The following is a 25880-nucleotide window of genomic DNA, read 5'->3' as shown; positions in this document are numbered from 1 at the left end:
TGGGGAGGGATGGGGGGAGGGCTTATCGCAAGCGTTCGAGCAACGTCCGCGCATGGGCGTTGCCCGGATCGAGTTCGAGCACTTTCTCAAAGAGCCGACGGGCTTCCGCCTTGCGCCCGGCCTGGAGGTACACGAGCCCGAGGCTGCCGTAGCCGGCGGGGTTGTCCGGCGCCGTGAGGATCGCCCGGTAAAACTGCCGGGCCGCCGCGTCGAGCTTTTTTTGCGTCAGGTACACGGTGCCGAGTTGAACATAGGCGTCGACGAGGTCGGGGTCGAGGCGGAGGGCTTCGGTGAAGGCGTGGGCGGCGTCGTCGGGTCGCTGCGCCTGAAGGTAGAGCAGGCCGAGGTTGTGCCATGCCTTCGGGCGATGGGCAGGGTCGAGCGCGACAACCTTCTCGAACTGCGTCGTGGCTTCTGCCGTCAGCCCGGCCCGGAGGAGCGTCTCGCCGAGCTTGACCTGCGCCTCGATGAGCTTCGGCGCCAGGGCGACGGCGCGGCGGAGCGCGGCCAGGGCTTCGTCGGTGTGGCCGAGCGCGTCGTGGAAAGAGCCGAGCCAGAACTGCACCCAGGCGTGTTCGGGATAGGCGCTCGCAGCCTCGGAAAGCACCGTCACCGCCGCCGCGAGCGAGTCTTTCTCGCCGAGCGCCCGCGCCCATGCGATGCGGGCCTCTACGTGATCCGCGCCCCGTGCGAAGCCGCGCCGCGCGTAAAAAAGGACCGAGTCGACGTACGCCGGGACGCGGTGCATCGTCTCGTAAAAGTCGAGGTAGGCGATGGCTGCTTCGAGGTCGTCTTCGGCGGTATGCGAGGTGCGCGGGGCGATGATGTGGGCGCTCCGGCCCTTCTCCTGAAGCGCGATCAGATGCATCGGCAGGGGGCTGTCGAAGGCGGGGCGGCCCGCGTCGGGGTCGCGGGGCGGGCCGGGACGGCGGCGGATCCAGTGGTCGGTGAAGATGACGTGCGGCACGTTCGTGGTGCCGCCCTGCGCCATGTGGCACGAGACGCAGTCGCCGGTGACGGCTTCGGCGGTGGACGAGGCCTCGGGACGCGCGCACACGGCCTCGTGCCCGGCGTCGTGGCACGTCAGGCAGGCGTTGTTATAGTGGTTCGGGTCGAGGAGCGCCTTCGGGGTGTGGGGGTCGTGGCAGGAGCCGCAGGTCATGTCGCTCTGCTGATAACACCGGCTCCGGGCAAGGCGGACGGGGTGCGAGTCGATGCCGACGGCCTCGGCATCGGTCAGTTCGAGGTCGGGGACGAAGACGGTGTGGTGTGCGGCCAGGGGCATGCCGGGGCGGAATGTGGTCGGGTCCTCGCCCGGCTTGAAGACGAGCACGCCCGCGAGGTGGCATTGCTGGCACACGGAGAGCCGGCGGCCCCGGCTCAGACGCGCGGGGTTGACGATGGTCGGGTCGGCTTCCTCCGGGTCGGCTTCCTCCGGGTTGGCTTCGTCCGGAGCCGCCTGCCACTTCGCCACGTGCGCGCTCGCCGGACCGTGGCACCGCTCGCACGTGATGCCGAGCGGCACCTCCGTATAGTGGTTCTGCGTGAACGGCGTATGCTCGACCGGGCCGTCGTGGCACGTGACGCACGCGAGGTTGATCTGTCGCTCGAAGCGGTCGTTCGCCTCCTCATAGCCGGGGCTCATGTCCCACGCCTCGCGATGCACGTACCACGTCACCGGCATCTCGGTGAGGTACCCGTTCACCTGCATGAGATACGACCGCGTGGCGTTCCCGGAGCCAATCACGAAGTCGGCGTGGTGGATGCGCTCGTGGATCACGTTGCCCCCGGCGTCGGTGCGGAACTCGCGCTGAAAAAGCGTGTCGTTCCGGACGAAGACCTCGTAGGAGAGGTTCGTGCGCGCGTTGTGCACGACGGTGTCGTCGAAGCGCTCGGGCGCGGTCGCCGGGTCGAACCGCGAGATCGCGCGCGCCATGTTCGTCTGCCGGTACGTCTCGGCGATGTCCTCGTGGCACGACGCGCACGCCTCGTCGCCCACGTACGCCGCGTCGGCGTTGGCGACGAGGGGCGCGGCGGCGGTGCGAACGACCGGCTCGGCCCCGCGCGGCGGCTCGGACGGCTTCGCGCATCCGAAGACGAAAAGCGCGAACGAGGCAGCGAGAACGGATGGAAGAATGGGTTTCACGTCAATACGAGCGCTTCGCTCGGATGCTTTCATTTTCCGCCCGAAGGCGCGGCGGTGGGTTCTTCGATCTCTGGCGCATAGGCTTCGTGGAGGCGTTCGAGATACTGGTCGAAGAGTCCGGAGAGGATGCGGTGCTCTTCCTTGACCGTCTCGCGAAAGTCCTCGTCGATCAGGAAATGGTACAGCACGGCGGCCATGATCTTTGCGTCGAGGAGGAAGCCGGTGTGGCCGACGGGGGTGAGGGAATCTTTCCACCGTTCATACGAATGCGCGGGGGCGGGGGAGCTGAAGACACTCACGCCGAGGCCGGGGATGTCGCGTGTGACGAAGCCGGTCTCCTCGTATCCGGCGGGGCGTTGCGGTTCCGCGACGAGCCTCGGCGCTCCGAGCCGCTCGGCGAAGGCGAACGAGAGCTCTTCGAGTGTGCCCACGCTGATGCCGTCGCGGTACTCGCCGTACCGGTCGATCTCTACCTCCGTGCCGGTGGCGAGCGCGGCGGCGCGGGCGGCGTTGTCGATCATACGCTGCATGTGCGCGAGGTAGACCTCATCGGGATATCGGATGTAATAATCCACCACGGCGCGGTCCGGCACCACGTTCGGCGCGACGCCGCCCTCGGGGATGACGCCCTGGATGGAAGCCTCGGGCCGGAAGGTGGGGCGGAGATGATCGACGGAGGTGTAGAACTGCACGGCCGCCGCGAGCGCATTGCGTCCGTTCCACGAACTCCTCTGGTGCGCGGGCCGTCCCTTGAAGGTATACTTGACCTCGTTGATGTTCAGGCAGCACACGCCGAAGCCGGCGCGTCCCCGGCTCGTCTCATCCGTGCCGTGGCTTCGGAGGAGCACGTCGGCCTCATCGAAGACGCCGGCCTGCCACAGGATCGTTTTCGCGGGAGGGCCCACCTCCTCGGCAGGCGTGCCGTAGACGCGGAGACGGCCCGGCGTGCCGGTGCGGGTCATGTGCTCGGCGAGCGCGGCGGCCACGGCGAAGCCGACCGGGCTCTGGGCGTTGTGCTGGCATCCGTGGAACGGTTCATCGACGCCGCGCAGGGCATCGTACTCGACGATGATGCCGAGCGTCGGGCCGTCCGTGCCGGCGGGGCTGTCCCATCGCCCGACGAACGCCGTCTCGAGCCCCGCCTGACCGCGTTCGACGACGAAGCCGAGTGCGTCGAGAACGGCGCTGAGCGTATCGACGGTCTCGTATTCCTGCCAGCCGACCTCGGGGTTCAGCCCGATGTGGTCGCTCAGGTCGCGGAGACCGTCGGACCACAACGTCTCGACGCGGGCGAGGATGCGGTCGCGCTCGGGGTCGTCCGTGGCGGCCATCGCGCGGGCGCGTTCGGTCGGGGCAAGGCGGGCTTCGAGGGCGTCGATCTGCCGGAGGATCTCGGCGGCGGCGGCGCGCTCGGTGGGCGTGGTCTGGGCATGAACGACCGTGCTCCACGCCGTGAGGAAGGCGAGGATCGGAAAGGAAAGACGCATGGCTCCGTGAGGCGGGTGAGGGAGGGGCGGCGGGGGTTCATGATCCCGTAATCTAAGACTTGTCCGAAGAAAAACAAGCGGTCGCGGGCAGGGCTTCCCGACGCGAAAAAGAAGGGGATCGTGAATTGTGCGGCGTCGGCGGGTAGCTTGTCTCCGGGATTTGTAGTTTCCCGGTCGATCTTTTCTCCCCACGTGTCCGCGAAGGAGGACTATGTCGCATACGAAAGCCGGGAACGCCTCCGTTCCGAACCCTGTGTCCGGCGGCGGTCTCGGGACGTTCGACGGGGTCTTCACGCCCTCGATCCTGACGATCCTCGGCGTGATCATGTACCTCCGTTTTGGATGGGTCGTCGGCAACGTCGGTCTGTGGGGCACGCTCCTGATCGTGACGCTCTCGACCGCGATCACTTTTCTGACGGGCCTCTCGATCTCGGCCATCGCCACGGCGCAGCGCGTGCGGGTAGGGGGGGCTTATTACATGATCAGCCGCTCGCTCGGCATCGAGGCGGGGGGCGCGGTGGGCATCCCCCTGTACTTCGCACAGGCCCTCTCGGTGGCGCTCTATACCATCGGCTTTGCCGAGAGCGTGGTCGACGTTTTCCCTTCGCTCGACCTGAAGTTCGTCGGCATCCTGACCACCGTCGGCGTGGCGCTGCTCGCGCTCAAGTCGGCGAAGGCGGCCATCCGCGTGCAGTACTTCATCATGGCGGCCATCGCTCTGTCGCTCCTCTCGCTCTTTCTCGGCGGGCCGGTCGAGGGCGGGCCGGAAGCGGACCTCTCCACGCGGTCGAGTTTCTGGGTGGTCTTTGCCGTCTTCTTCCCGGCCGTGACGGGCATCATGGCGGGCGTCAACCTCTCCGGCGACCTCCGCGACCCCGGCCGGTCGATCCCGCGCGGAACGCTTCTGGCCATCGGGGCGGGGTACCTCGTCTACATGATCATCCCCTTCTTTCTCGATCGCTGGGCCACGCCCGGGCAGCTCATCGCCGACCCGCTCATCATGCGGCGGATGGCCTTCTGGGGCGACGCCATCCTCCTGGGCGTCTGGGGTGCGACCCTCTCGAGCGCCGTCGGGAGCATCCTCGGAGCGCCCCGCGTGCTCCAGGCGCTCGCCCGTGACGGCGTCCTGCCGGCGGCGTTCCGCTTCCTCGGCAAAGGCAGCGGCCCCGACGACGAGCCCCGCATCGGCACGGCGGTGACCTTCGGCGTGGCGCTCACGGCCGTCCTCCTGGGCGACCTCAACTTCATCGCGCCGGTGCTCACAATGTTCTTCCTCACCACGTACGGCGTGCTCAACGTGGCGGCAGGCCTCGAACGCTTCCTCGGCAACCCTTCCTTCCGGCCCGAACTCAAGGTGCACTGGGGATGGTCGCTGCTCGGCGCACTCGGCTGTGTCAGCGTGATGTTCCTCATCAATCCGGCCGCGACCGTGGCGGCGACGCTCATCGTGGTGGCGATCTTTCTCTGGCTCGAACGGCAGGAGTTGCACAGCGCCTGGGGCGACGTGCGGCGGGGCATATGGATGAACCTCACGCGGGCCGGGCTCCTCCGCCTCGACGCCCGGCCGGACGCCAAAAACTGGCGGCCCCATCTGCTCGTGCTCTCCGGCGCGCCCACCCGCCGGTGGCATCTGATCGACTTCGCCTCGTCGCTCTCGCACAACCGCGCCATTCTGACCGTCTCGACCGTCCTCCCGCGCGCGCGCATCACCACGGAGCGGGCGGCGGCGATGGAATCGACGATCCGGGAGTATCTGCTCAAACAAGGGGTGCAGGCCCTCGTGCGCGTGGTTGCCGCGCCGAGCCCGTTCGTGGGCGCGGAACGGCTCGTCGAACTCTACGGCCTCGGTGCGCTCGTGCCGAACACGATCCTCCTCGGCGACAGCGAGAACCCGGAGCATCGCGCGGCTTTTTGCGAGATGATCGCGCATTTTTACGGGGCGCGCCGCAATACCCTCATCATCCGACACGACGAACGGCGCGGTTTCGGGCGTCGCCGCCGCATCGACGTGTGGTGGGGCGGGATGAAAAAGAACGGCAGCCTCATGATGATCCTCGCCTACCTCCTCCGCACGAGCCTTCACTGGCGCGGCGCGGAGGTGCGTATCAAGATGGTTACGCCGACGGCAGAGGCGGCGGTGGTGGCGCATCGCAACCTCGAACGGGTGATGAGCGAGCTGCGCACGGGCGCCATCCCGGACGTGCTCGTCGGCGGTGGGAGGACCTTCGATGAGATCCTCCACGCTTCCTCGCGCGATGCCGACCTCGTCTTCCTCGGCATGGCCGAGCCGCAAGACGACTTCGAGGCGTACTATGAGCAGCTCCAGCGCCGCGTCGCGGGCCTGCCGACGACGGTCTTCGTCCTGGCCGCCGAGGATCTGGCCTTCGGCGAGGTGCTGCTCCCACAGGAGGCCGCCGACGAAACGTAGGGCGGAGCCTTACACGTCTTTTCCGCCTTTCCCTTACATCAAAGACGTCTGCTTGCACGTCAGCGCCGCACCTCCCGCCTTCGCACCTTGACGAAAACCCCGGAGCTTCCGCCCGGGAACGCCCGGGGCGCTTCATTCGACGAATGTGAGGAGGTGGGTCATGAACACGAACGGCGAATCCGACGCCCTCCGGCGGGCCGCCCTCGACTATCACGCGCGCGGACGCAGAGGCAAGATCGAGGTCGTGGCGACGAAGCCGTGTTATACGCAGCGCGACCTGTCGCTGGCCTATACGCCCGGGGTGGCCGCGCCCTGTCTGGAGATCAAGCGCGACCCCTCGCTCGCGCGTACCTACACGGCCAAAGGCAACCTCGTCGCCGTCGTGAGCAACGGCACCGCCGTGCTCGGCCTCGGCAACATCGGCGCGCTGGCGGGCAAACCCGTCATGGAGGGCAAAGGCGTGCTCTTCAAACGCTTCGCCGACATCGACGTGTTCGACATCGAACTCGACACCGAGGACCCGGACGAACTCATCCGAGCCGTCCAACTCATGGAGCCGACCTTCGGCGGCGTCAACCTCGAAGACATCAAAGCGCCCGAGTGCTTCTACATCGAGGAACGCCTCAAGGAGACGATGAACATTCCCGTCTTTCACGACGATCAGCACGGCACGGCCATCATCTCGGGCGCGGCGCTGATCAACGCGCTCGAACTGGTGGGGAAGAAGATCGACGAAGTGACGGTGGTCTTCAGCGGCGCGGGCGCGGCGGGCATCGCGTGCGCCAACTTTTACGTAGCCCTCGGCGTGCGCCCCGAAAACGTGCTCATGGCCGACAGCAAGGGCATCCTCTGGAAAGGTCGCGGGGACGAAGGCCGGAACCCGTACAAGGACCGGTTCTTCCGCGAGACCGAAGCCCGCACCCTCGCCGACGCCGTCCGCGGGGCCGACGTTTTTTGCGGCGTCTCGGTCAAGGGCGTGCTCACGCCCGAGATGGTCAGGACGATGGCCGAGCGGCCCATCATCTTCGCGATGGCCAACCCCGATCCCGAGATCACCTACGAAGCGGCGCGCGCCGCCCGCCCCGACTGCATCGTGGCGACGGGGCGGAGCGACTACCCGAACCAGGTCAACAACGTGCTCGGCTTCCCGTTCATCTTCCGCGGCGCACTCGACGTCGAGGCCTCGGCGATCAATGAGGAGATGAAGCGCGCGGCGGCGCACGCGCTGGCGCGGCTGGCGCGGGAAGACGTGCCGGAGTCGGTCAAACGGGCGTATGACGGCGAGGACCTCGTCTTCGGCCCCGAATACATCATCCCGAAGCCTTTCGACCCGCGCGTGCTCGTGTGGGAAGCCGCCGCCGTGGCCGAGGCCGCCATGCGCACCGGCGTGGCCCGTCGCCCCGTCGACCTCGCCGCATATCGGGAGCAACTCATGGACCGGATCGACTGGTCGCGCGAGGTGATGCGCAAGACGTTCATCCGCGCGAAGCGGGATCCCCGGCGGATCGTCTTTCCGGAGGGGACGGACCCGAAGATCATCTGGGCCGCCAGTGAGGTGGCGCACGAAGGCATCGCCCGGCCCATCCTCCTCGGCAAAAAAGCCGACATCGTGGCGCAGTTCGAGGCGCATCATCACAGCCTGAAGGGCATCGAGATCGTCGAGCCGAAACGGTGGCCGCATTTCGACGCATACGTGCAGGCCTACTATCGCCTGCGGCAACGCAAAGGCGTCACGCAGAGCCGCGCCGCGCTCGACATGCGCAACTATTTCTACTTCGGCACGATGATGGTTCATCAGGGGCACGCGGACGCTCTGGTGGCGGGCGTCTCGGTGAACTATCCCGAGGTGCTTCGGCCCGCGCTCCGGATCATCGGCCCGCGCGAAGGCGGTCGTATCGCCGCCGGGATGTACATGCTGCACGAGGACAACCAGCAGTATTTCCTGGCCGACTGCGCGGTGAACATCGACCCGGACGCCGAGGACCTCGTCGAGATCGCGCTCATGGCCGCCTCCGAGGTCGAACGGCTCCACATCGAGCCGCGCCTGGCGCTGTTGTCGTTCTCGAACTTCGGTTCGGTCCGCTCGCCCGAAACGGAGAAGGTGGCCGAGGCGGTGCGGCGCATCAAGGCGATGCGTCCCGATCTGCACGTGGACGGACCCGTGCAGGCGAACGTGGCGCTCGACGCGAAGGCCCTGGAGGAGCATTTCCCGTTCGCCGACCTGAAAAAACGGCCGAACCTGCTCATCTTCCCCAACCTCGACGCGGGCAACATCAGCCTGAAATTGTTGAACAAGCTCAGCACGGCGCACACCATCGGCCCGATCATCATCGGAATGGCGAAGCCGATCCATCTGCTGGCGAGGGGGAGCGAGGTGAGCGCCATCGTGAACCTGACCGCCATCGCCGCCGTGGATGCGCAGGACATCGCACACGCCGGGGCGCGGCTCGAACCGGTCGGCTGACGGCGCGCGCGGGCGGGACGGAAACGCTCGCTTCCGGAGCGGAAGGGCCGTATTTTTGGAGCGTCTTTTCCGCTCACCCCGGCCGGCTCATGCTCGACTTTCAGCGTCTCCGCGAACAGTTTCCCGATTTCAGTGATTATCAGGCGCGGGAGCAGGCGCTCACGGCGTCGAAGCTGCGGCGGGCGCTGGCGGCGCTCGAAGCGTGCAACCCGGCGTGGGAGGCGTTGCGGGAGGAGGCCGAGCGCGCGCGGGCGAAATGGCTCGTGGCCGGCTTGCGGAGCGCGCCCGCCGAGCAGCGCCGGTGCGGACCCCGACCGACGCCCGTCACCGTCGTCGCCACGGACGGCTCGCAGATCTATCCCGACCGCCACGTGGAACCGACGTGCTATCTGCTCAACGTCAGCCGCATCGCCTTCCAGTACGGCACGCTCGAACAGCCCCTCATGGAGGCCGTGCCCGAGTTCCGCTATCGCCGTTCCGCCTTCGAAGACCTCATCGACCCCCTGCTCGACACCACCTCGACCGACGTCATCTCTGCGCTTCGGGACGAGATCGAGTTGCGCGAACTGCTTCGCACGGCCCGGGAGTCGCGCCTGCCGGGACGCCCGCTCGTGGCCCTCGCCGACGGCACGCTCATCCGGTGGATGATCCGTCGCATGCAGAATCCCGCGCTCGAAAGTCGGCTCATCGCGCGGTACACCGAGATCCTCGACGGCTTCCGCGCCGAGGCGCTTCCGTTGTGCTCGTACATCAGCATGCCGGGCAATACGGAAGTGGTCAACCTGCTGCGCGTCTCGCTCGGCGAGAGCGACGTCCCCGACCCCGAGACGACCCTCGAAGGGTTGCCCGACCGGACGCTCTTCGAAGCGATCCTCGCGCCCGGAGAACGGTCGGCGACGTTCGAGTCGGCCTCGCACATTCAGCGGGAGTACGGGGAAAACCGGATCTGTTATTTTTACCTCCACGTCCCGTCGCGGCAGGGGCGCGGGGAGATCGGGCGGGTGGAGATGCCGCTATGGGTGGCCGACGACGCGGACCTCGTGGACCTCGTGCACGCCGTCGTGCTCAGCGAGTGCGAGAAGGGCGACGGCTATCCGATGATCCTCTCCGAAGCGCACGAACGCGCCGTCATCCGGGCGCATGAGAAGGCGCTCTTCTATGAGATGATCGAACGGGAGATGCGGAGACGGGGACTGCCGTTCGCGGGCTCGCGGAAGGAAGCCTCGAAGCGAAGGCCGGTGGTTTAGCCGGGCGAACCCGGACGCCGGAGTGCGGGGGAAGGGGACGGGCGCGCGAGCCGGCGCGAAACGAGCCTTCATCAGACCCCATTTGTCCGCGCCGACCCCCGCGGCGATTCCCCGTCCGTCTTCCCGTCTGCCCCGTTCTCCCGCACACGATCAGTCTTGCGCCGTCATCGTGATGATGGAGAAGACCGCGCCCGTGGGGTCCTGGAGCACGGCGAACCGGCCCACCGTCGGGAGGTCGGCCGGCGGGACGATCACCTGGGCTCCGAGCGCTTTGGCCTCCTCGGCGCAGGCGTCGCAGTCCGCCACGCTGAAATACGTCATCCAGTGGGTGGGGACCTGGCCCATGGAAGCGTCTTTGCGGAAGAGGCCGCCTTTCAGCGCGCCCTCGCGCATGAAGACGGTGTAGGGGCCGTGGCCCATGTCGTGCGTCTCCGTCGCATAGCCGAAGAGCCCGGCATAAAAGCTCGCGGCCGCCGCGGGGTCGTCGGTGGCCAGTTCGTTCCAGCACACGGCGTTGTGTTCATTGACCTTCGCCGCGCCGGGATGCGCCTTCGGCTGCCATACGGAGAAGGCGCCTCCGGTGGGATCCTGAAGCACGGCCAGCCGTCCCGCATCGAACACGTCGCACGGCTCGACGACGACCGTGCCGCCGAGGCTCCGGGCGCGCTCCGCCGCAGCGTCGGCGTCGTCCGTGGCGAGGTAGACGCCCCAGTGACGCGGCACGCCCTGCGCCTGCATCTCCGGGGTCAACCGGTACGCCGCGGCGACGTCCTTGCCGTCACTCTGAAACATGACGTATACCTGCGTCTCGTCGACGGGCATTTCGTTGTGCGTCCAGCCGAAGAGCGCTCCGTAGAAGGCTTTGCTGCGCTCGAGGTCGGTCGTGGCCAGTTCCCACCAGCAGAACGTGCCGGGCGCGTGTTTGACGGCGGCCGGGGTTGGGGTTTCGCTCATGTCATTTTCCTCCCAATCTGAATGAGGTGTACGGTGGAGCGACATCCGACGCATGCCGGGCGTCGCGATGAGGGAACCTACACATGCGACCCGACACCCCCGTGTCACCTCCGAAGGAGGCGCGTCGAAAAACATGGGGTGCGGGCGGCGGCGGGAGGATTTCCGGCTCCGGCCCGAAAAAAACTTGCGGGGGGCTGTGACCTCCGCGCCGCCGTGGTTAGATTAGCTTCCGGAGACGGGCGGAAAAAATCCAGGCGCGCATGCGAGGCGACGTGACCGGCAAGATAGGCGAAGTGATCGAGTCCGGCACCCGGCAGTGGGTGGCGGAAGTGTACCGCACGGCGGAAGCGCCGGCGTTCGGGACGTGGGTGAAGGCTGCGCATCCCGACGGCGCCGTGCTCTTCGGCGCGGTGAGTCTCGTCGAAATCGGAAGCTATGAGCCGAACCGGCGGGCCGTGGCGTTCGGGATGACGCCGGAGGAGCTCCGCCGGGAGATGCCGCAGGTGATGGAACTGCTCCGCACGACGTTCCGCGTGCAGGTGCTCGCCTACCGCGAAGTCGGCGGCGCGCTTCGGCAGACGCTCCCCCCGCACCCGGCGCCCGTGCACGGATTCGTCGAGCCGTGCACGGCGGAGGAGGTCCGCGCGCTCGGCCCGCCCTTCGACTTCCTCCGCACGCTCGTCCGCCATCCCGACGGCGCCGTGCCGGTGGACGACCTCGTCGTGGCCGTGCTCCGGCAGCGCCATGCGGCCTTCGGCGGCGGACCCGACGGAGAGCGCGAACTCATCGCCGCCGGTCGCGCCCTCAGCCGTCTCCTCGACGACGATCACGAGCGCCTGCACTCCATCCTGCGGCGCGTGGTGGCGTAAGGGGTGCTTTCCGCTCGCGGCCGCAAAGTCGTCTAAAAAATCAGCCCGATGCGGAAGGGGAGGGCGAACTGAACGTTCTTCTCCCCGATGATGAGCGCGGGGTTCACCTCATAAAAAAGCGTCGTCTCGCTCAGGGCGCGCACCCATCCGATGCCGAGGTGGATGGTGGGGCCGGAGTTGGTGCGGTCGCGGTCGTTGAGGGGAATGTAGCCGCCGACGCCGCCGAGGAGGTAGGGCGCGCTCGTCACGCCCGGCAGCGTCACGATGGCCGAGACCTGTGGGTCGAAGATGTACGTGGCGTCGTCACGGCCTTCGAGGATGAAACCGACGAAGCCGACGTCCACGGCGAAGGAGAGGTCGGCGTTGACCGGGGCGGAGGCGCGTCCCCGGAAGCCGAGTCCGAGGCCGTCCTCCGTGCTCAGGACCGTGTTGAAGCCGAGCCCGACGCGCGGGGCGAGATCCTGCGCCGTGGCCCCGTTGGCGAAGAGCAGAAGGACGGCGGTCGGCAGAAGCGCGCCGGGGAGCAAGCGGACGCGACGGAAAAAACGCTTCATAGATTCGAGAAGAGAGTCGAAGGGAGCGAAGAGGCCTTCCGAAAATCGGGAAACGGAAGCCGTGATAAAAGCCCTTTGCAGAATTTATACCGGCGGCGGGCGACGGCGGGCTCCGAGGCGCGGCCCCTTTACGCAAATTTCGAATCTTGCGAGAAGGACATTTTGTAAGTTGCCCCATTCGAAACGCCGAAAAACGTGTATATCGTCTGAAAAAGGGCGTCAACTCATCTGATGGCTTATGAAATTCTGCGTTTGCATCAAGCAGGTCCCCGACGTGACGGCCCCGATCCACACCGGGCGCATGGTGCTCAATGCGTACGATGCTTCCGCGGTCGAAGAAGCATTGGTCCTCACCGAGAAGTACGGAGGTGAGATCGACCTCGTGCTCATCGGGCCGGCGTCTGCGAAGGAGACCATCCGGAAAGCCCTGGCGATGGGCGCCACGCGCGCCACGCACCTCGTCACCGGCGATGACGAGCGGCTCGACTCGATGGTCGTCGCGAAGTTGCTCGCCGATCACCTCGCGGGCTCGGACTACGACGTCATCGCCACGGGGAAGCAGTCGCAGGACACCGACGCGGGGCTGGCCGGGAGCATGCTCGCCGAGCGTCTGGGCCTGCCGTATGCGTCGAACGCGGTGGGGCTGGAGCTAGAGCCGGAAGCGCGCACGCTCGTCGTCACGCGGCAGGGCGACGTGGGGCAGGAGATCATCGCCTTGCCGATGCCGTGCCTGGTCACGTGCTCGAACGACATGAACGACCCGCGCATCCCCACGCTCAAGGGCATCATGGGAGCCAAACGCAAACCCATCGACACGCGGGAGGTCGACGCGCTGCCGGAAGGGTTGCCCGTGACGGTCGTCGTCGGCATCGAGCCGCCGCCGGAGCGGGAGCCGGGGCAGGTCCTCGAAGGTGAACCGGAAGAGATGGCCCACGTCCTCGTCGAGAAGCTCGTCCACGAAGCGAAAGTTTTATAAAGTCGTCGCTCCGCGCCACACCACGCAAACTCATGGGAAAAATCCTTACGTACGTCGCCGTACAGGACGGCAAGCTCAAGCGGTCGTCGCTCGAAGTGCTGACGCGGTGCCGGGCGCTGGCCGAAGCCGGCGGGCACACGCTCGAAGCCGTCCTCATCCACCCCGACGCTCCGGCGCACGTGGACGCCGTCCGACGGTACGGGCCGGCAAAGATCTATACGATCACGGACCCGATCTTCGAGCGCCCGCTGAACACGCCGATGCTCGATGCGCTGAGTGCGGTCATCGAGCACGTCGGGCCGTTGCTCACGGCGTTTGCCTCGACGGAGGCGGTGAAGGACGTCCTCGGCGCGCTCGCGGTGCGAACGAACGCCGCCGCGCTTTCCGACGTGTCGTCGTTCGATCTCATCGAGGGAGGTGTGGAGGCGCTGCGCCCGGTGATGGCGGCGAAGATGCTGGCGCGCACGCAGGCTCGGGCCGACCGCGTGCTCGTCTCCGTCCGAAGCGGCTCCTACGACGCCGTCGAAGCGCCCGCCGAGGCCGAGGTCGAAGCGATCCCGTTCTCGTTCGATGCCGGCGCGCTCCGTCAGACGCTCCGTGAGGTGGTGACCACCGGCGGCGGCACGGTCGACCTGACCGAGGCGCGCGTGGTGGTGGCCGCCGGGCGCGGCGTGCGCGACGACGAAGGCAAACGGCTCGTCGAAGAACTTGCCTCGCTCCTCGACGCGGCCATCGGCGCCACGCGCGCGGTCGTCGAGACCGGGCAGTTCCCCGCCACCGTGCAGGTCGGGCAGACGGGCAAGGTCGTCTCGCCGGATCTGTATGTGGCCGTCGGGATCTCCGGAGCCATTCAGCACGTGGCGGGCATGGCCAACAGCCGCGTCATCGTCGCCATCAACAAGGACCCCGACGCCCCGATCTTCAAATACGCGACGTACGGCCTCGTCGGCGATCTGTACAAGGTGCTCCCGCCCCTCATCGAAGAACTCCGCGCGGCGAAAGCGAAGGCCTGAACGCCTCCGCCCCGAAACGAATTTCACGCGAGACGCCCTCATGGAAGAGAAATTCGACTGCATCATCGTCGGCGGCGGCATCGCGGGGCTGAGCGCAGCCCTCACGCTCGCGCGGGCCGACAAGCGTTTTCTCCTCATCGAACGCGGGGAGTTCTGCGGCGCGAAGAACGTCTCCGGCGGCGTGCTCTGGGGCCGCGACCTGGCTCGCCTCGTGCCGAACTACTGGGAGGAGGAAGAGGCGGGCTTCGACCGCTTCGTCAACCACCGGCGGCTGACGTTCATGGACGAGCAGTCCGCCTTCTCGCTCGACTTCAAGTCCACCCACTTCGACGAACCGCCGTATTCCGGCGTGACGGTGCTCCGCGCGAAGTTCGACGACTGGCTCTCGGCGAAAGTGCAGGAGGCCATCGAGGCAAGCGCGGTCCCGGACGAATCGTTCCTCGCGCCGAACGTGCTCGTCGAGGAGGTGCTGATGGAAGACGGCAAGGTCGTCGGCATCCGGGCGGGCGAGGAGGCGTTTTATGCCGACTGCGTGATCCTGGCCGAGGGCGTGAACAACCTCCTCACGCGGCAGGTCGGGCTTCAGAAAGCCTACGTCCCGCCGGACTACGTGGCCGTGGGCGTGAAAGAAGTGATCCGACTGGGGGAGAAGGTGATCGAAGATCGGTTTCAACTCCGCGGACGCTCCGGCGTGACGAATGAGTTCGTCGGTTTCGCGAGCGGCGGCGTGGAAGGGGGCGGTTTTCTGTATACGAACCGGGACTCGGTGTCCCTCGGGCTCGTCCTCGGGATGAAAGACCTCTGCGCGAAGAAACGGACGCCGTACGATTTGCTCAACGACTTCAAGGCCCATCCCGTCGTGGCCGACATGATCCGGGACGGAGAGGTGCTCGAATACTCGGCGCACGTCGTCTCCGTCGGCGACATCCGGGGGATGCCGCGCGAGATCTATGCCGACGGTGTGCTCGTGGCGGGCGAGGCGGCGGGGTTGCTGTTGAACGCGGGCAAGGCGATTCAGGGGATGGACTACGCGATGCGCTCGGGCATCCTTGCCGCCGAGACGGTGGTGGAGGCCTCGAAACGGAGCGACTTCAGCGCGGCGATGCTCAAGAACTACCGCACGGCGCTCGAAAACAGCTACGTGCTCAAAGACATGCGCGCCTTCCAGGACGCCGTCCATCTGCTCCACAGTCCTCAAATGTTCGGCCCGATCCCGAACCTCATCTGCGACTTCGGGCGTAGCTTCTTCACGGTCGACAGCGCCCCGACGGAGAAGGCGGGCAAGATGCTGCGGGCGGCCGTCAAGCGTCATGCCTCCTACTGGGAACTCGTCAAGCTCGGCGTCAAAGCGGCGCGCGCCATGTAATCACAGATCCGGGGAAGGCCGGTGGTCCCGGCGAGGGAACGTATGAAAAAGCTCAGCATCTCGGAACGGCTCGGACTGGTCAACTACCGCAATCAGGGGCGGCGGGAGGCCCGAGCGCACATCCTCGTCGACACGTCGATCTGTAATACGACCTGTCCGCACAAGTGCACCACGTATGTGTGCCCGGCCAAGTGCTATACGCTCGACGAAGCGGGGCACGTGCATTTTCAGTTCGAGGATTGCATCGAATGCGGCACGTGTCTCTATGCCTGCGATCAGGGCGCGGTCACGTGGCGATTCCCCGACCCCGAGGAGGGGCGCGGCGTGAACTGGAGCCTCGGTTGAAACGCGGCGGGATCGGGAGGGCCCTGCCCGCCGGTCAGATCACCTGCCGCTTCCAGCGGCCCCTGCGAAAGGCGAGCACGCTCACGACGGCCAGCGTGGACTGGGCCACGGCGATGGCGATGAAGATGCCGCTCGGACCCAGACCGAGCGGGAGCGCGAGCGCATAGGCCAGCGGGATCTGGAGGATCCAGAAGCACACGAAGTTGATCCACGAGGGCGTGACGGTGTCTCCCGCGCCGTTGAAAGCCTGCACGACGACCATCCCGTACGCCCAGAAGACATAGCTCAGGCTCACGATGCGCAGGCACGTCGCCCCGTACCGGATCACCTCGGGGTCCGGCGAGAAGAGGCCCACGACCGGCTCGGCGATGAACTGAAGGAGCACCGCTGCAAGGCCGAGGAAGACCATGTTCACCAGCCCGGTGATCCATACCGAGCGTTCGGCGCGATCCGGCTGCCGAGCCCCGAGGTTTTGCCCGACGAGCGTGGCCGCCGCGTTGCCGAGGCCCCACGAGGGCAGCAGGGCGAAGACGATCACGCGCACGGCGATGGTGTAGCCCGCCATCGCGCCGCTGCCGAAGACGGCCACGATCCGCATGATGCCCATCCAGCTGGCCGTGCCGATGAGGTACTGAAGGATGCCCGTGCCCGAGACCTTGAGCAGTCGCCGCATCACGGGGACGTCGAGGCGGAAGTGGCGGGGACGCAGGTGGATGCGGCTCCGGCCCCGGAGCAACGCGACGAGCTGATAGCTCACGCCGATGCCGCGTCCGAGCGTCGTCGCGATGGCCGCGCCGGTGACGCCGAGGGCGGGAAAGGCTCCCCATCCGAAGATGAACAGCGGGTCGAGCGCGATGTTGAGAAGGTTCGCGATCCACAGGGCGCGCATCGCCAGCGGCGCGTCGCCGGCTCCCCGGAAGAGCGCGTTCGTGAGGAAGAGGAACAGGATCGTGACGTTCCCCCCGAAGAGCCACGCGCAATACCCGCGCCCGACGGCGACGACCTCCTCCGTCGCGCCCATCAGCCGGAGCAGGTCCGGAGCGAAGACGATGCCGACGACCGCCACCGGCACGGCGATGACGAGGGCGACGGCCAGCGCCTGCACGGCCGCCACCGCCGCGCCCTCCTCGTCTCCCTCACCGATGCGACGCGCCACCATCGCGGCGGCGGCCATGCTCAGCCCGATGCCGACGGCGAAGACGAGGATGATGAGCGAGGCCGAAAGACCGACGGCGGCCACGGCGTCCGCCCCGAGCCTGCCCACGAAAAAGATGTCGGCGACCTCGAAGATCGCCTGCATGAACATTTCGAGCACCATCGGCACGGAGAGAAGGAAGATGGCGCGCCCAAGCCCTCCGGCGGTGAAGTCGTATCGCTCGCCCGCCATCGACGCGCGAAGGTCGCGCCACAGGCTTCGCGGGCGCTCGACGGGGGACCGGGAAAAAGGAGCCTCTGACATGGGAGAAGGTTCGGGAAAGGGGACGCCTGAAAGCCCACCGGCGTCGAAGAGGGAAGGAGGTCGTCCGGACCGAGAACACGAGGGGGATCGGGGATCTGTCCGAAGCCCGGCGGCGGTCCATCACTCCCGGAACGGGGGCGCCCGAAAAGAAGGGCTGGAGGAGAAGCAACGCAACCGCCGGTTCGTGTTTTCGAACCCGAGAGCGGCCGCGTGAAAAGGACCGCTACCCGGCGAAAGCCGGGGCCTGAACGAGGATTTGATCGTGGCTATACGTGCGCATGATTCGCTCCTTAGCGGTTGTCGTGCATAGAGAGGCTTCCCTGACGGAGACCTCCGGGAGAAGTTGCGCCTCGAAAAGAAGCGCGTCTCGAAAAATAGACCATTTCGGGGCCGATCACAAATGAACGCAGGTTCTGTATGGGCGGGGGAGCGTGACGCAAGCCGAAGGACAGGGCCGTGACGGCGAACGCCGGAAGTCCCGTTCTCCGTGCAACCGTGGGGCAGACGTCGTATACTTCGACGTCGTATACTCCGACGTCGTTCTTCGTTCGCATCCCTTTCGAAGCGTGTCCTTCCTCCGCTCCCTCTTTGCCGGTCGCCGGCTTTATTTCGCGCTCGTCGTTGTCGTGCTGCTGTTCGTGGCGGGGCACTTCGCGCCCGTCTTCGCGATGCTCGGGCGGGTGGCGCTCGTCGTCGTGATCGCCCTGTTCGCGCTCGACGTGCTCCTGCTCTATCGCGTGCGGGATGGGGTTCGGGCGCGGCGAGAAATGCCGGACCGCCTCTCGAACGGCGACCTCAACGTCATCCACCTTTTCGTGGAAAACGGCTATGGCTTCCCGCTCCACGCCGGGGTCCTCGACGAGTTGCCCTTTCAGTTTCAGATCCGTGATGCCCGGCACGTCGTGCGGGTCCCGCCGGGAGAGGAGCGGCGGCTCCGGTACACCGTTCGGCCCGTCCGGCGCGGCGCGTACGGGTTCGGCGCGGTCATCGTGATGGCGGCGAGCCCGCTCCGCATGGCCGTGCGGCGCTATCGCTTTGACGAGGCGCGCGAGGCACGCGTGTACCCGTCGTTCCTCCAGATGCGGAAATACGAACTGCTCGCCGTCAGCAATCGGCTCGAGCAGGCGGGTGTGAAGAAGGTCCGCCGACTCGGACACACCATGGAATTCGATCACATTCGCGAGTACGTCGTGGGCGACGACGTGCGGGCGGTCAACTGGCGGGCTACGGCGCGGCGGGGCGGGCTGATGGTCAACCAGCACCGGGAGGAGCGCGCACAGCCCGTATACTGCGTGCTCGACGTGGGACGCGTCATGAAGATGCCGTTCGAGGGGATGAGCCTGCTCGACTATGCCGTCAACGCCGCGCTCGTGCTCGCGAACATTGCCTTGCTCAAAGAGGACCGCGCCGGGCTGATCACCTTTTCTCATGAACTCGGTCCCATGCTCCCGGCGCGCCGGAAGCACGGGCAGATCTACAAGTTTCAGGAGGTCCTCTATAACCTGGACACGGACTTTCTCGAATCCGACTATGCCCTCCTCCTCACGCACCTCCGCCGAAACGTGCGTCGTCGGAGCCTGCTTTTGCTCTTCACCAACTTCGAGACGCGCTCCGGCATGCGGCGACAGTTGCCGTACCTCCGCGCGATGGCCCGGAGCCACGTCGTCGTCGCCGTCTTCTTCGAGAATACCGAACTCCGGCAGGTGCTCGCCTCGAAGCCGGTCGACGTGGAAGGCGTATACGTGAAAACCATCGCGGAGAAGTTTGCCTTCGAGAAGCGCGAGATCGTCAAAGAGCTGACCCGGCACGGCATCCACGCGATCCTCACCCCGCCCGAGATGCTCTCCGTCCACACGATCAACAAATACCTCGAACTGAAGGCGCGAGGGGTGGTTTGACGGACGGTGTCGGGTGTTTTTCAAACGGCTTGCCTGCAAGGAAAAGGGCCCCGACCGCTAGATCCGGGTCGGAGTTCGAAAGGGTGCGGTAGCGAATGTTCGCAGGGCGTATTTTGAAAACCGCGCGCTGCCGCAATGCGCTGCCGAACCGGCCCATCCACGCCGAAAACCGGACCCTGCCATGTCGAAAGCGATTGAACTTCGGACGTCCGCCGTCATGCTTCCGTCGCCCCGGGAGGAGGGGATGGGGGAGCTTCATCCCGTGCGGGTATGTGTCATCGACCTGGGGACGAACTCGTTCCATACGATCATCGTCGACGCGTTCCCGAACGGCGTTTTCAACGTGATCGACCGGATGAAGGACATGGTGCGTCTGGGCGAGCGGGGGTTGACGGCGCACCGTCTCACCGACGCGGCGATGGAGCGGGGCGTGCAGGCGCTCAAGCGCATCCGGCTGCTGGCCGAGGGGTGGGGGGTGACGGAATACATGGCCTACGCCACGAGCGCCATCCGTGAAGCCGAGAACGGAGGCGACTTCATCACGCGGGTCAAGGAGGAGGTGGGCATCCACATTCGGCCCATCAGCGGGAAGTTCGAAGCGGAGCTGATCTATAAGGGCGTCCGCCGGGCGATGGACCTGCCCGAGCCCGCGCTCCTCGTGGACGTCGGCGGCGGCTCGACCGAGTTCATCGTGGGCACGAGTCGCGAGGTGTTCTACGCCGAGAGTCTGAAGCTCGGCGCGGCGCGCATGACGGAGCGGTTCGTGCACTCGGACCCGGTGGAGAAGAAGGAGTTCAAGGCGCTTCGGGCGCATTACCGGGAAGCGCTCGAGCCGGTCTTCGCGGCGGCGCGTGCGCACGGGGTGCGGGAGATCGTCGGCTCCTCGGGGACGATGGAGAACCTGGCGGCCGTCTTCCTCAAGCTTCGGGAGGAGGGGCGTTCGATCTACCACGAGCGCTTCGATGCGAAAGCGTTCCGCGCCGCCACGAAGCGGATCATGCGCTCGACGCGGGCCGAGCGCCTTGCCCTGGGCGTCATCGACGCGAAGCGGATCGATCAGGTGGTGGCCGGCGCGATGCTCCTCGACGTGCTCCTCAAGGACCTGCCCGTTGCGGGCCTGCGCATCTCGCCGAACGCCCTGCGCGAGGGCATGGTGGTGCACTTCATCGAACGGAACGACGAGCGGCTGCGCTGCGTGGCGCCCTTCACGCACGCGCGGCGCCGGAGCGTGTATGAACTCGGCTTCCGTTTCCGGTGGGAGCAGGAGCACGCGCGTCAGGTGACGGCCCTCGCGCTTCAACTCTTCGACGCCTGCCGCCCGCTTCACGGTCTGGGCGAACGGGCGCGGGAGCTGCTCGAATACGCCGCGCTCCTCCACGACATCGGCTATCACATCAGCCACCGAAGCCACCACAAACACGCCCTTTATCTTATCCGGAACGCCGACCTCAGAGGCTTCCGCATCGACGAAATCGACGTGCTCGCCAACGTGGCGCGGTATCATCGGCGGAGCCTTCCGAAGAAGTCACACGAGGCGTTCGTCGCGCTTTCGGCGGAGCATCGACGGCTCGTCCGACAACTGGCCTCTTTCCTTCGCATCGCCGAAGGGCTCGACCGCAGCCATTATCAGAACGTCTCGGGGATGCGCACGCGGCTGACCGACGAGGCGCTTTACCTCACGCTGGCCACGAAGGGGGATCCCGAACTGGAGGTATGGGGCGCGCTTCATGCCCGTGATATGTTTGAGGATACGTACGGGCTCCGGCTGGAAGTGGAGGCGGCCTGAACGCGGCGCGGCCCTCCGGCGCGTCTACGGAGACGCCGGCTCGTCTCTGGCTGAAAATCGAGGGCGCCGCGTCTTTACCGGATCTTTTCTTGCCGATACGATGCGATTTGGCTAATTTGCGCGCCGTGTGTTTTCCGCGGCGTTTCGTCTGGAGCTCCGCACCCCACCCTCTTGATCCACCGAGCCTTTTCATGGTCGCGCAATACCTGTTTTTCCTGTTGGCGATCGTTGCGGTGGCGGCGGCGCTCGGAACGCTGCTCGCGCGCAATCCGGTCAACAGTGCGCTGTGGCTGATTCTGAATCTCTTCTGCATTGCCGGGTTGTATCTGACGCTCAACGCACAGTTCATCGCCGTCGTACAGGTGCTGGTCTATGCCGGGGCGATCATGGTGCTGTTCCTCTTCGTCATCATGCTGCTGAACCTGGCGGCGCTTCCGCCCCTGCGCCTGATCGACGTGCGGCGGGGGCTCGCATTCATCCTCGTAATGGGGTTGCTGGCGGAGATGGCCTACATCGTGGCCATGGCGGCGGACGTCTTGCCGGAGCCGTTGCCGGAGACGGCCGTGCAGACGGGCTCGGCGGTGGAGATCGCGAAGGTGCTCTTTACGCGCTACGCGCTGCCGCTGGAGATGGTGGGGGTCTTGCTGCTGGTGGCGACCATCGGCGCGGTCATGTACGCCAAACGACGCTTTGTCTAGCCGATGCGGTGCGCGCGCCCGGCTCCGGCAGAAAGGCTGCGCCGGACGTCGCGCCGGAGACGGTCGACTTTGAACCTCTGAATCATGGATATTTCCTGGTATCTGGCGCTCAGCGCGATCCTCTTCACCATCGGCGTGCTCGGCGTGCTTCTGCGGCGCAACGCCATCGTGATCCTGATGTCGATCGAGATCATGCTCAACGCCGTCAACCTGACGTTGGTGACGCTGAGCCAGTCGATGGGAGATGTGACGGGGCAGGTGCTCGTGTTCTTCTCGATGTCCGTGGCGGCGGCGGAGGCGGCCATCGGGCTGGCGATCATCATCGCGCTCTTCCGGCGCAAGCTCACGCTGGACGTGACGCAGATTCACCTGTTCAAATACTGAATCGCAGCGGGACGACGGGCGGCGCGCACGGGCGGGCGGCCCCCGACCTCCAAACCCGAAACGATCTATGGAACCAGACTTTCTCGTACGGCTGATCCTTCTGCTTCCGCTGGCGGGCGCGGTTTTCAACGGCATCGTCCCGCTCTTCGTCCCCGCGCTCCGGCGCCGTGAGGGGCTCATCGGGAGCGTCGGGACGGCCGTGGTGGCGATCCCCTTCCTGCTCGCGCTCTATCTCTTTCTGTCCTTCGAGGGCGAGCCGATCGTCGCGACGATGTACACGTGGATGGCCTCGGGCGAGCTGGATCTGTCTTTCGCGTACCGGATCGATCAACTTTCGCTCCTCATGACGCTCATCGTCACGGGGGTCGGCGGGCTGATCCACCTCTATTCGATCGGCTACATGCACGAGGATCCGGGGTTCTGGCGCTTCTTCGCCTATCTGAACCTCTTCATCTTCGCCATGCTCAACCTCGTGCTCGGCAACAACCTCCCGGTGCTGTTCCTCGGCTGGGAAGGGGTGGGGCTGTGCTCGTATCTGCTCATCGGCTTCTGGTACACCGACCTCAAAAACAGCGCGGCGGCGAACAAGGCGTTCATCATGAACCGCGTCGGTGACTTCGCCTTCCTCCTGGCGATGTTCATCCTCTTCAAGGAGCTGGGCAGCCTCGACTTCGACGTGGTGCTCACCGAGGGACCGACGATGTCGCAGGCGACGATCAACTGGGTGGTCTTTCTGTTCTTCTTCGGGGCAACGGGCAAGAGCGCGCAGATTCCCCTCTATACGTGGCTCCCCGACGCCATGGCCGGCCCGACGCCCGTTTCCGCGCTGATCCATGCCGCGACGATGGTCACGAGCGGGCTCTACCTCCTGGCGCGGCTCTCACCCGTGGTGCTTTCGGCTCCCGCCGTCATGACGGTCATCGCCGTCGTCGGGGCGCTGACGGCGCTCGTGGCGGCCACCATCGCCATCACGCAGAACGACATCAAGAAGGTGCTCGCGTATTCGACGGTCTCGCAGCTCGGATACATGTTCCTGGCCTCGGGCGTGGGCGCGTTCTACGTCGCCATCTTCCACGTGATGACGCATGCGTTCTTCAAAGGCTGCCTCTTCCTCGGCTCCGGGAGTGTGATTCACGGGATGCATCACGTCGAACACGAAGTGGCGCATCACGGCAAGGGGTCGCTCGATCCTCAGGACATGCGCACGATGGGCGGGCTGAAGAAATACATGCCCACGACGCGCATGACGTTTCTGCTCTCGACGCTCGCCATCGCGGGCATTCCGCTCTTCTCGGGCTTCTTCTCGAAGGACGAGATCCTCTTCAAAGCCTTCGAATACGGCTATGACGGCCATCCCTATGCGTGGTTCGCGTGGGGCATCGGCATCCTGACGGCGATTTTGACGGCCATTTACATGACGCGGTGCTACGTGCTCACGTTCGAGGGCAAGGAACGCTGGCCGATGGCCGACAAGGTGCACCCGCACGAGTCGCCGTGGACGATGACGTTGCCGCTGTGGGTGCTCGGCGTGCTCTCGGTCGTGGGCGGGTTCGTCGGGCTGCCGGCTGTGATCGCGCATGGGGAGTTGAACTGGATCCATCACTGGCTGGCCGGGGAACACGGCCCGGTGCTCGAAGCGGAGGTGCACACGCACGTGCCGCTCGCGCTCGAATGGGGGCTGATCGCCCTCGGCTCGCTGATCGCGCTCGTCGGCGTGGGGCTGGCCTGGCAGTGGTACCAGCAGCACGCGCTCGCCTTTGACGCCCGCCTCCGGAGCACCTTCGGCAAGCTCTATCAGTGGGCCTCCGAACGCTATCACGTGGACGAGTTCTACCGCGCCACGTTCGTCCGGGCGGTCGTCGAGGGGGCGGAAGAAGGGCTTGCGCCGTTCGACCGGCGCGTGGTCGACGGGATCGTCAACGGCGTGGCGAAGCTGACCGCCGGGGTCAGCCGGGGCCTGCGTCTGCTGCAAACCGGCATCGTACAGTCGTATGCCGTCGCCATCGTTTTCGGCGTGGTGCTGATCATCGCGCTGATGCTCTTTGGGTAATGCGCTTTCCGCGCCGGGCCTCTTTCGCCGCGCCGGTTGCGCCGGGCCGAGGGAAGGGCCGGCTACGGAGAACGAAGATCGAAAACAACATGGGGCTTACTTCCATTGTCATCTTTCTGCCGCTCGTCGGGGCGGCGCTGACGCTGGCGCTCCGCAGCGCCAACGCGATCCGGTGGACGGCGCTCGTCACGACCACGGTCACGTTCGTCGTCTCGCTCGGGCTGTGGATGGGCTTCGATCCGTCGGCGACCACGGCGCAGTTCGTCGACCGGTCGGCGGCCTGGTTTCCGGCCGGCTTCGACGTCAAATACTTCGTCGGGGTTGACGGGCTCAGCCTCCTGCTCGTGCTCCTGACGACGCTCCTCGGCCCCATCGTCGTACTCTCCTCGTGGACGTACATCAGCAAGCATCTGAAGGCGTATTACGTCTTGCTCCTGATTTTGCAGACGGGCGTCACCGGCGTCTTCACCTCGTACGACGTCTTTCTCTTCTACATTTTCTTTGAGGTGACCCTCATTCCGATGTACTTCATCATCGGGATCTGGGGGGGGGAGAACCGGATCTATGCCGCCATCAAGTTCGTGCTCTACACGATGGTCGGCTCGCTGCTGTTGCTCGTCGCCATCCTGTATCTCGGCTATCAGGCGGGTGATGCGGTGAATGCGGGGGTCTTCACGACGGACTGGTACAAGCTGCTCGAATACAACATCCCGGTGGCGGAGCAGACGTGGCTTTTCTTCCTTTTCGCGCTTGCCTTCGCCATCAAGGTGCCGCTTTTCCCGCTGCACACATGGCTCCCCGACGCGCACGTGCAGGCGCCCACGGGCGGCTCGGTCATCCTGGCGGGCGTGCTTCTGAAGATGGGCACGTACGGTCTCGTGCGCTTCTGTCTTCCGTTTTTCCCGAACGCGGCGCAGGAATACGCCATGCTCTTCGCCGTGCTCGCCGTCATCGGCATCGTCTACGGGGCGCTCGTCTCCCGCGCGCAGCCGGATGCGAAGAAGCTCGTCGCCTACTCGTCGGTGAGTCACCTCGGCTTCGTCGTGCTCGGCATCTTCGCCTTCACCGTCGAGTCGATGCAGGGGGCGCTCATTCAGATGATCAACCATGGCCTTTCGACGGGCGCGCTCTTCCTCATCGTGGGCATGCTTTACGAACGCCGCCACACCCGGCTGATGGCCGACTACGGGGGCCTCGCGCGGGTGACGCCGGTGCTCGCGTTCTTCATGATTTTCTCCGTGCTCGCCTCGGCGGGGCTGCCGGGGCTGAACGGCTTCGTGGGCGAGTTCATGATCCTGGTCGGCTCGTTCAAGAGCGCCGTCATCGGAAGCCCGGCCCTCATCGCGGTGGCCACCACGGGCGTCATCTTCGCGGCGGTGTATCTTCTGTGGATGATCTACCGGGTGTTCTGGGGCGCGATCACGCACGAGGAGAACCGGACGATGAAAGACCTGAACTTCCGGGAAGTCGCGCTCCTGGTCCCGCTCGTCGTGCTCATGGCGGTGCTCGGCCTGGCGCCCAATCCTTTCCTTCAGGTCAGCGAGCCGATGACGCGGTTTCTGCTTGAGTCCATGGAAGCGAAACGGGCCGCCGTACTCCTCGAGGCCGAGCGTGCGGACATGGCGGCTGCGGCTTTCGATGGAGCGCGATTCGAGGTCCTGCAGGATCATTCGTCCGGTGAGACGGCGGAGGGTAAAGAAGTGTCGGAATAGGTCGATCCCGGAAATACCTTTTGTTCTTAGACGCACAACCACTC

The 25880-nt window shown here is 66.1% G+C and carries 19 protein-coding genes; 14 read left to right on the top strand and 5 right to left on the bottom strand.

Annotation, left to right across the window (positions count from 1 at the left end; translation table 11 throughout):
- Positions 1-22: 22 nt before the first annotated feature.
- Both AC1HIY_RS02295 and AC1HIY_RS02290 read right to left on the bottom strand, forming a co-directional pair.
- Complete coding sequence (locus AC1HIY_RS02295; RefSeq protein WP_479575083.1) at positions 23-2146, bottom strand: tetratricopeptide repeat protein; 2124 nt, start codon at positions 2144-2146, stop codon at positions 23-25.
- Between the two features lie 29 nt (positions 2147-2175).
- Positions 2176-3633, bottom strand: a complete 1458-nt coding sequence (locus AC1HIY_RS02290) for a peptidase dimerization domain-containing protein (protein ID WP_479575082.1) — start codon at positions 3631-3633, stop codon at positions 2176-2178.
- Positions 3634-3844: 211 nt separating this feature from the next.
- Between AC1HIY_RS02290 and AC1HIY_RS02285 the strand changes: the two genes are divergently transcribed.
- From AC1HIY_RS02285 to AC1HIY_RS02275, 3 genes are all read left to right on the top strand, one after another.
- On the top strand, positions 3845-6061 hold the full coding sequence (locus AC1HIY_RS02285; protein WP_479575081.1) for an APC family permease: 2217 nt from the start codon (positions 3845-3847) through the stop codon (positions 6059-6061).
- 160 nt (positions 6062-6221) lie between these two features.
- Positions 6222-8525 carry an NADP-dependent malic enzyme gene (locus tag AC1HIY_RS02280; protein WP_479575080.1) on the top strand — a complete coding sequence of 768 codons (2304 nt, stop codon included), beginning with the start codon at positions 6222-6224 and terminating at the stop codon, positions 8523-8525.
- 89 nt (positions 8526-8614) lie between these two features.
- Entirely contained in the window at positions 8615-9772 is a 1158-nt protein-coding gene (locus AC1HIY_RS02275) for a DNA double-strand break repair nuclease NurA (RefSeq protein ID WP_479575079.1), read from the top strand.
- Between the two features lie 150 nt (positions 9773-9922).
- Here the strand turns inward: AC1HIY_RS02275 and AC1HIY_RS02270 are convergent, their stop codons facing one another.
- On the bottom strand, positions 9923-10726 hold the full coding sequence (locus tag AC1HIY_RS02270; RefSeq protein ID WP_479575078.1) for a VOC family protein: 804 nt from the start codon (positions 10724-10726) through the stop codon (positions 9923-9925).
- Between the two features lie 272 nt (positions 10727-10998).
- On the opposite strand from AC1HIY_RS02270, the gene AC1HIY_RS02265 reads away from it, so the two are divergent.
- Entirely contained in the window at positions 10999-11595 is a 597-nt protein-coding gene (locus AC1HIY_RS02265; RefSeq protein WP_479575077.1) for a hypothetical protein, read from the top strand.
- Between the two features lie 32 nt (positions 11596-11627).
- Here the strand turns inward: AC1HIY_RS02265 and AC1HIY_RS02260 are convergent, their stop codons facing one another.
- Positions 11628-12149, bottom strand: a complete 522-nt coding sequence (locus AC1HIY_RS02260; protein ID WP_479575076.1) for a hypothetical protein — start codon at positions 12147-12149, stop codon at positions 11628-11630.
- Positions 12150-12387: 238 nt separating this feature from the next.
- Here AC1HIY_RS02260 and AC1HIY_RS02255 point away from each other — a divergent pair, with 238 nt between their 5' ends.
- Genes AC1HIY_RS02255 through AC1HIY_RS02240 form a run of 4 tightly spaced genes read left to right on the top strand, consistent with a single transcriptional unit; the run spans position 12388 to position 15849 of the window.
- Positions 12388-13125, top strand: coding sequence for an electron transfer flavoprotein subunit beta/FixA family protein (locus AC1HIY_RS02255; RefSeq protein WP_479575075.1), 738 nt, complete (start codon positions 12388-12390; stop codon positions 13123-13125).
- A gap of 32 nt (positions 13126-13157) precedes the next feature.
- The gene (locus AC1HIY_RS02250) at positions 13158-14138 is read left to right on the top strand and encodes an electron transfer flavoprotein subunit alpha/FixB family protein (RefSeq protein WP_479575074.1); all 981 of its coding nucleotides are present in this window, start codon (positions 13158-13160) and stop codon (positions 14136-14138) included.
- 40 nt (positions 14139-14178) lie between these two features.
- A complete protein-coding gene (locus AC1HIY_RS02245; protein ID WP_479575073.1) occupies positions 14179-15504 on the top strand; it encodes an FAD-dependent oxidoreductase in 1326 nt (441 codons plus the stop codon).
- 42 nt (positions 15505-15546) lie between these two features.
- Positions 15547-15849: a ferredoxin family protein gene (locus AC1HIY_RS02240; RefSeq protein WP_479575072.1), complete on the top strand. Its 303-nt coding sequence runs from the start codon at positions 15547-15549 to the stop codon at positions 15847-15849.
- A 34-nt stretch (positions 15850-15883) separates the two neighbouring features.
- Here AC1HIY_RS02240 and AC1HIY_RS02235 read toward each other — a convergent pair whose 3' ends face one another.
- Complete coding sequence (locus AC1HIY_RS02235; protein WP_479575071.1) at positions 15884-17308, bottom strand: MATE family efflux transporter; 1425 nt, start codon at positions 17306-17308, stop codon at positions 15884-15886.
- A gap of 566 nt (positions 17309-17874) precedes the next feature.
- Here AC1HIY_RS02235 and AC1HIY_RS02230 point away from each other — a divergent pair.
- The 6 genes from AC1HIY_RS02230 to AC1HIY_RS02205 all read left to right on the top strand — a co-directional run bounded on the left by AC1HIY_RS02230 (position 17875) and on the right by AC1HIY_RS02205 (position 25836).
- On the top strand, positions 17875-19206 hold the full coding sequence (locus AC1HIY_RS02230) for a DUF58 domain-containing protein (RefSeq protein WP_479575070.1): 1332 nt from the start codon (positions 17875-17877) through the stop codon (positions 19204-19206).
- A 181-nt stretch (positions 19207-19387) separates the two neighbouring features.
- Positions 19388-20992 carry a Ppx/GppA phosphatase family protein gene (locus tag AC1HIY_RS02225; protein WP_479575069.1) on the top strand — a complete coding sequence of 535 codons (1605 nt, stop codon included), beginning with the start codon at positions 19388-19390 and terminating at the stop codon, positions 20990-20992.
- A gap of 191 nt (positions 20993-21183) precedes the next feature.
- A complete protein-coding gene (locus AC1HIY_RS02220) occupies positions 21184-21690 on the top strand; it encodes an NADH-quinone oxidoreductase subunit J family protein (protein ID WP_479575068.1) in 507 nt (168 codons plus the stop codon).
- Between the two features lie 84 nt (positions 21691-21774).
- Positions 21775-22074, top strand: a complete 300-nt coding sequence (gene nuoK / locus AC1HIY_RS02215) for an NADH-quinone oxidoreductase subunit NuoK (RefSeq protein ID WP_479575067.1) — start codon at positions 21775-21777, stop codon at positions 22072-22074.
- A gap of 67 nt (positions 22075-22141) precedes the next feature.
- Positions 22142-24124 (top strand): NADH-quinone oxidoreductase subunit L, encoded by a 1983-nt coding sequence (gene nuoL, locus AC1HIY_RS02210; protein WP_479575066.1) that lies wholly within the window; start codon positions 22142-22144, stop codon positions 24122-24124.
- A gap of 89 nt (positions 24125-24213) precedes the next feature.
- On the top strand, positions 24214-25836 hold the full coding sequence (locus AC1HIY_RS02205; RefSeq protein ID WP_479575065.1) for a complex I subunit 4 family protein: 1623 nt from the start codon (positions 24214-24216) through the stop codon (positions 25834-25836).
- Positions 25837-25880: the final 44 nt, after the last annotated feature.

Source organism: Rhodocaloribacter sp. (genome assembly GCF_056451265.1).
Note: the sequence above shows the minus strand (reverse complement) of the source record. Positions and strands in the feature narration are given on the sequence as shown.

What these genes read in the sequence shown, in the direction of transcription:
- AC1HIY_RS02270 (WP_479575078.1), bottom strand. Translation starts at nt 10,726, where the DNA reads ATGAGCGAAACCCCAACCCCGGCCGCCGTCAAACACGCGCCCGGCACG.
- AC1HIY_RS02225 (WP_479575069.1), top strand. Translation starts at nt 19,388, where the DNA reads ATGTCGAAAGCGATTGAACTTCGGACGTCCGCCGTCATGCTTCCGTCG.
- nuoK (WP_479575067.1), top strand. Translation starts at nt 21,775, where the DNA reads ATGGATATTTCCTGGTATCTGGCGCTCAGCGCGATCCTCTTCACCATC.
- AC1HIY_RS02290 (WP_479575082.1), bottom strand. Translation starts at nt 3,633, where the DNA reads ATGCGTCTTTCCTTTCCGATCCTCGCCTTCCTCACGGCGTGGAGCACG.
- AC1HIY_RS02240 (WP_479575072.1), top strand. Translation starts at nt 15,547, where the DNA reads ATGAAAAAGCTCAGCATCTCGGAACGGCTCGGACTGGTCAACTACCGC.
- AC1HIY_RS02255 (WP_479575075.1), top strand. Translation starts at nt 12,388, where the DNA reads ATGAAATTCTGCGTTTGCATCAAGCAGGTCCCCGACGTGACGGCCCCG.
- AC1HIY_RS02220 (WP_479575068.1), top strand. Translation starts at nt 21,184, where the DNA reads ATGGTCGCGCAATACCTGTTTTTCCTGTTGGCGATCGTTGCGGTGGCG.
- AC1HIY_RS02280 (WP_479575080.1), top strand. Translation starts at nt 6,222, where the DNA reads ATGAACACGAACGGCGAATCCGACGCCCTCCGGCGGGCCGCCCTCGAC.
- AC1HIY_RS02285 (WP_479575081.1), top strand. Translation starts at nt 3,845, where the DNA reads ATGTCGCATACGAAAGCCGGGAACGCCTCCGTTCCGAACCCTGTGTCC.
- AC1HIY_RS02235 (WP_479575071.1), bottom strand. Translation starts at nt 17,308, where the DNA reads ATGTCAGAGGCTCCTTTTTCCCGGTCCCCCGTCGAGCGCCCGCGAAGC.
- AC1HIY_RS02205 (WP_479575065.1), top strand. Translation starts at nt 24,214, where the DNA reads ATGGGGCTTACTTCCATTGTCATCTTTCTGCCGCTCGTCGGGGCGGCG.
- nuoL (WP_479575066.1), top strand. Translation starts at nt 22,142, where the DNA reads ATGGAACCAGACTTTCTCGTACGGCTGATCCTTCTGCTTCCGCTGGCG.
- AC1HIY_RS02260 (WP_479575076.1), bottom strand. Translation starts at nt 12,149, where the DNA reads ATGAAGCGTTTTTTCCGTCGCGTCCGCTTGCTCCCCGGCGCGCTTCTG.
- AC1HIY_RS02275 (WP_479575079.1), top strand. Translation starts at nt 8,615, where the DNA reads ATGCTCGACTTTCAGCGTCTCCGCGAACAGTTTCCCGATTTCAGTGAT.
- AC1HIY_RS02250 (WP_479575074.1), top strand. Translation starts at nt 13,158, where the DNA reads ATGGGAAAAATCCTTACGTACGTCGCCGTACAGGACGGCAAGCTCAAG.
- AC1HIY_RS02245 (WP_479575073.1), top strand. Translation starts at nt 14,179, where the DNA reads ATGGAAGAGAAATTCGACTGCATCATCGTCGGCGGCGGCATCGCGGGG.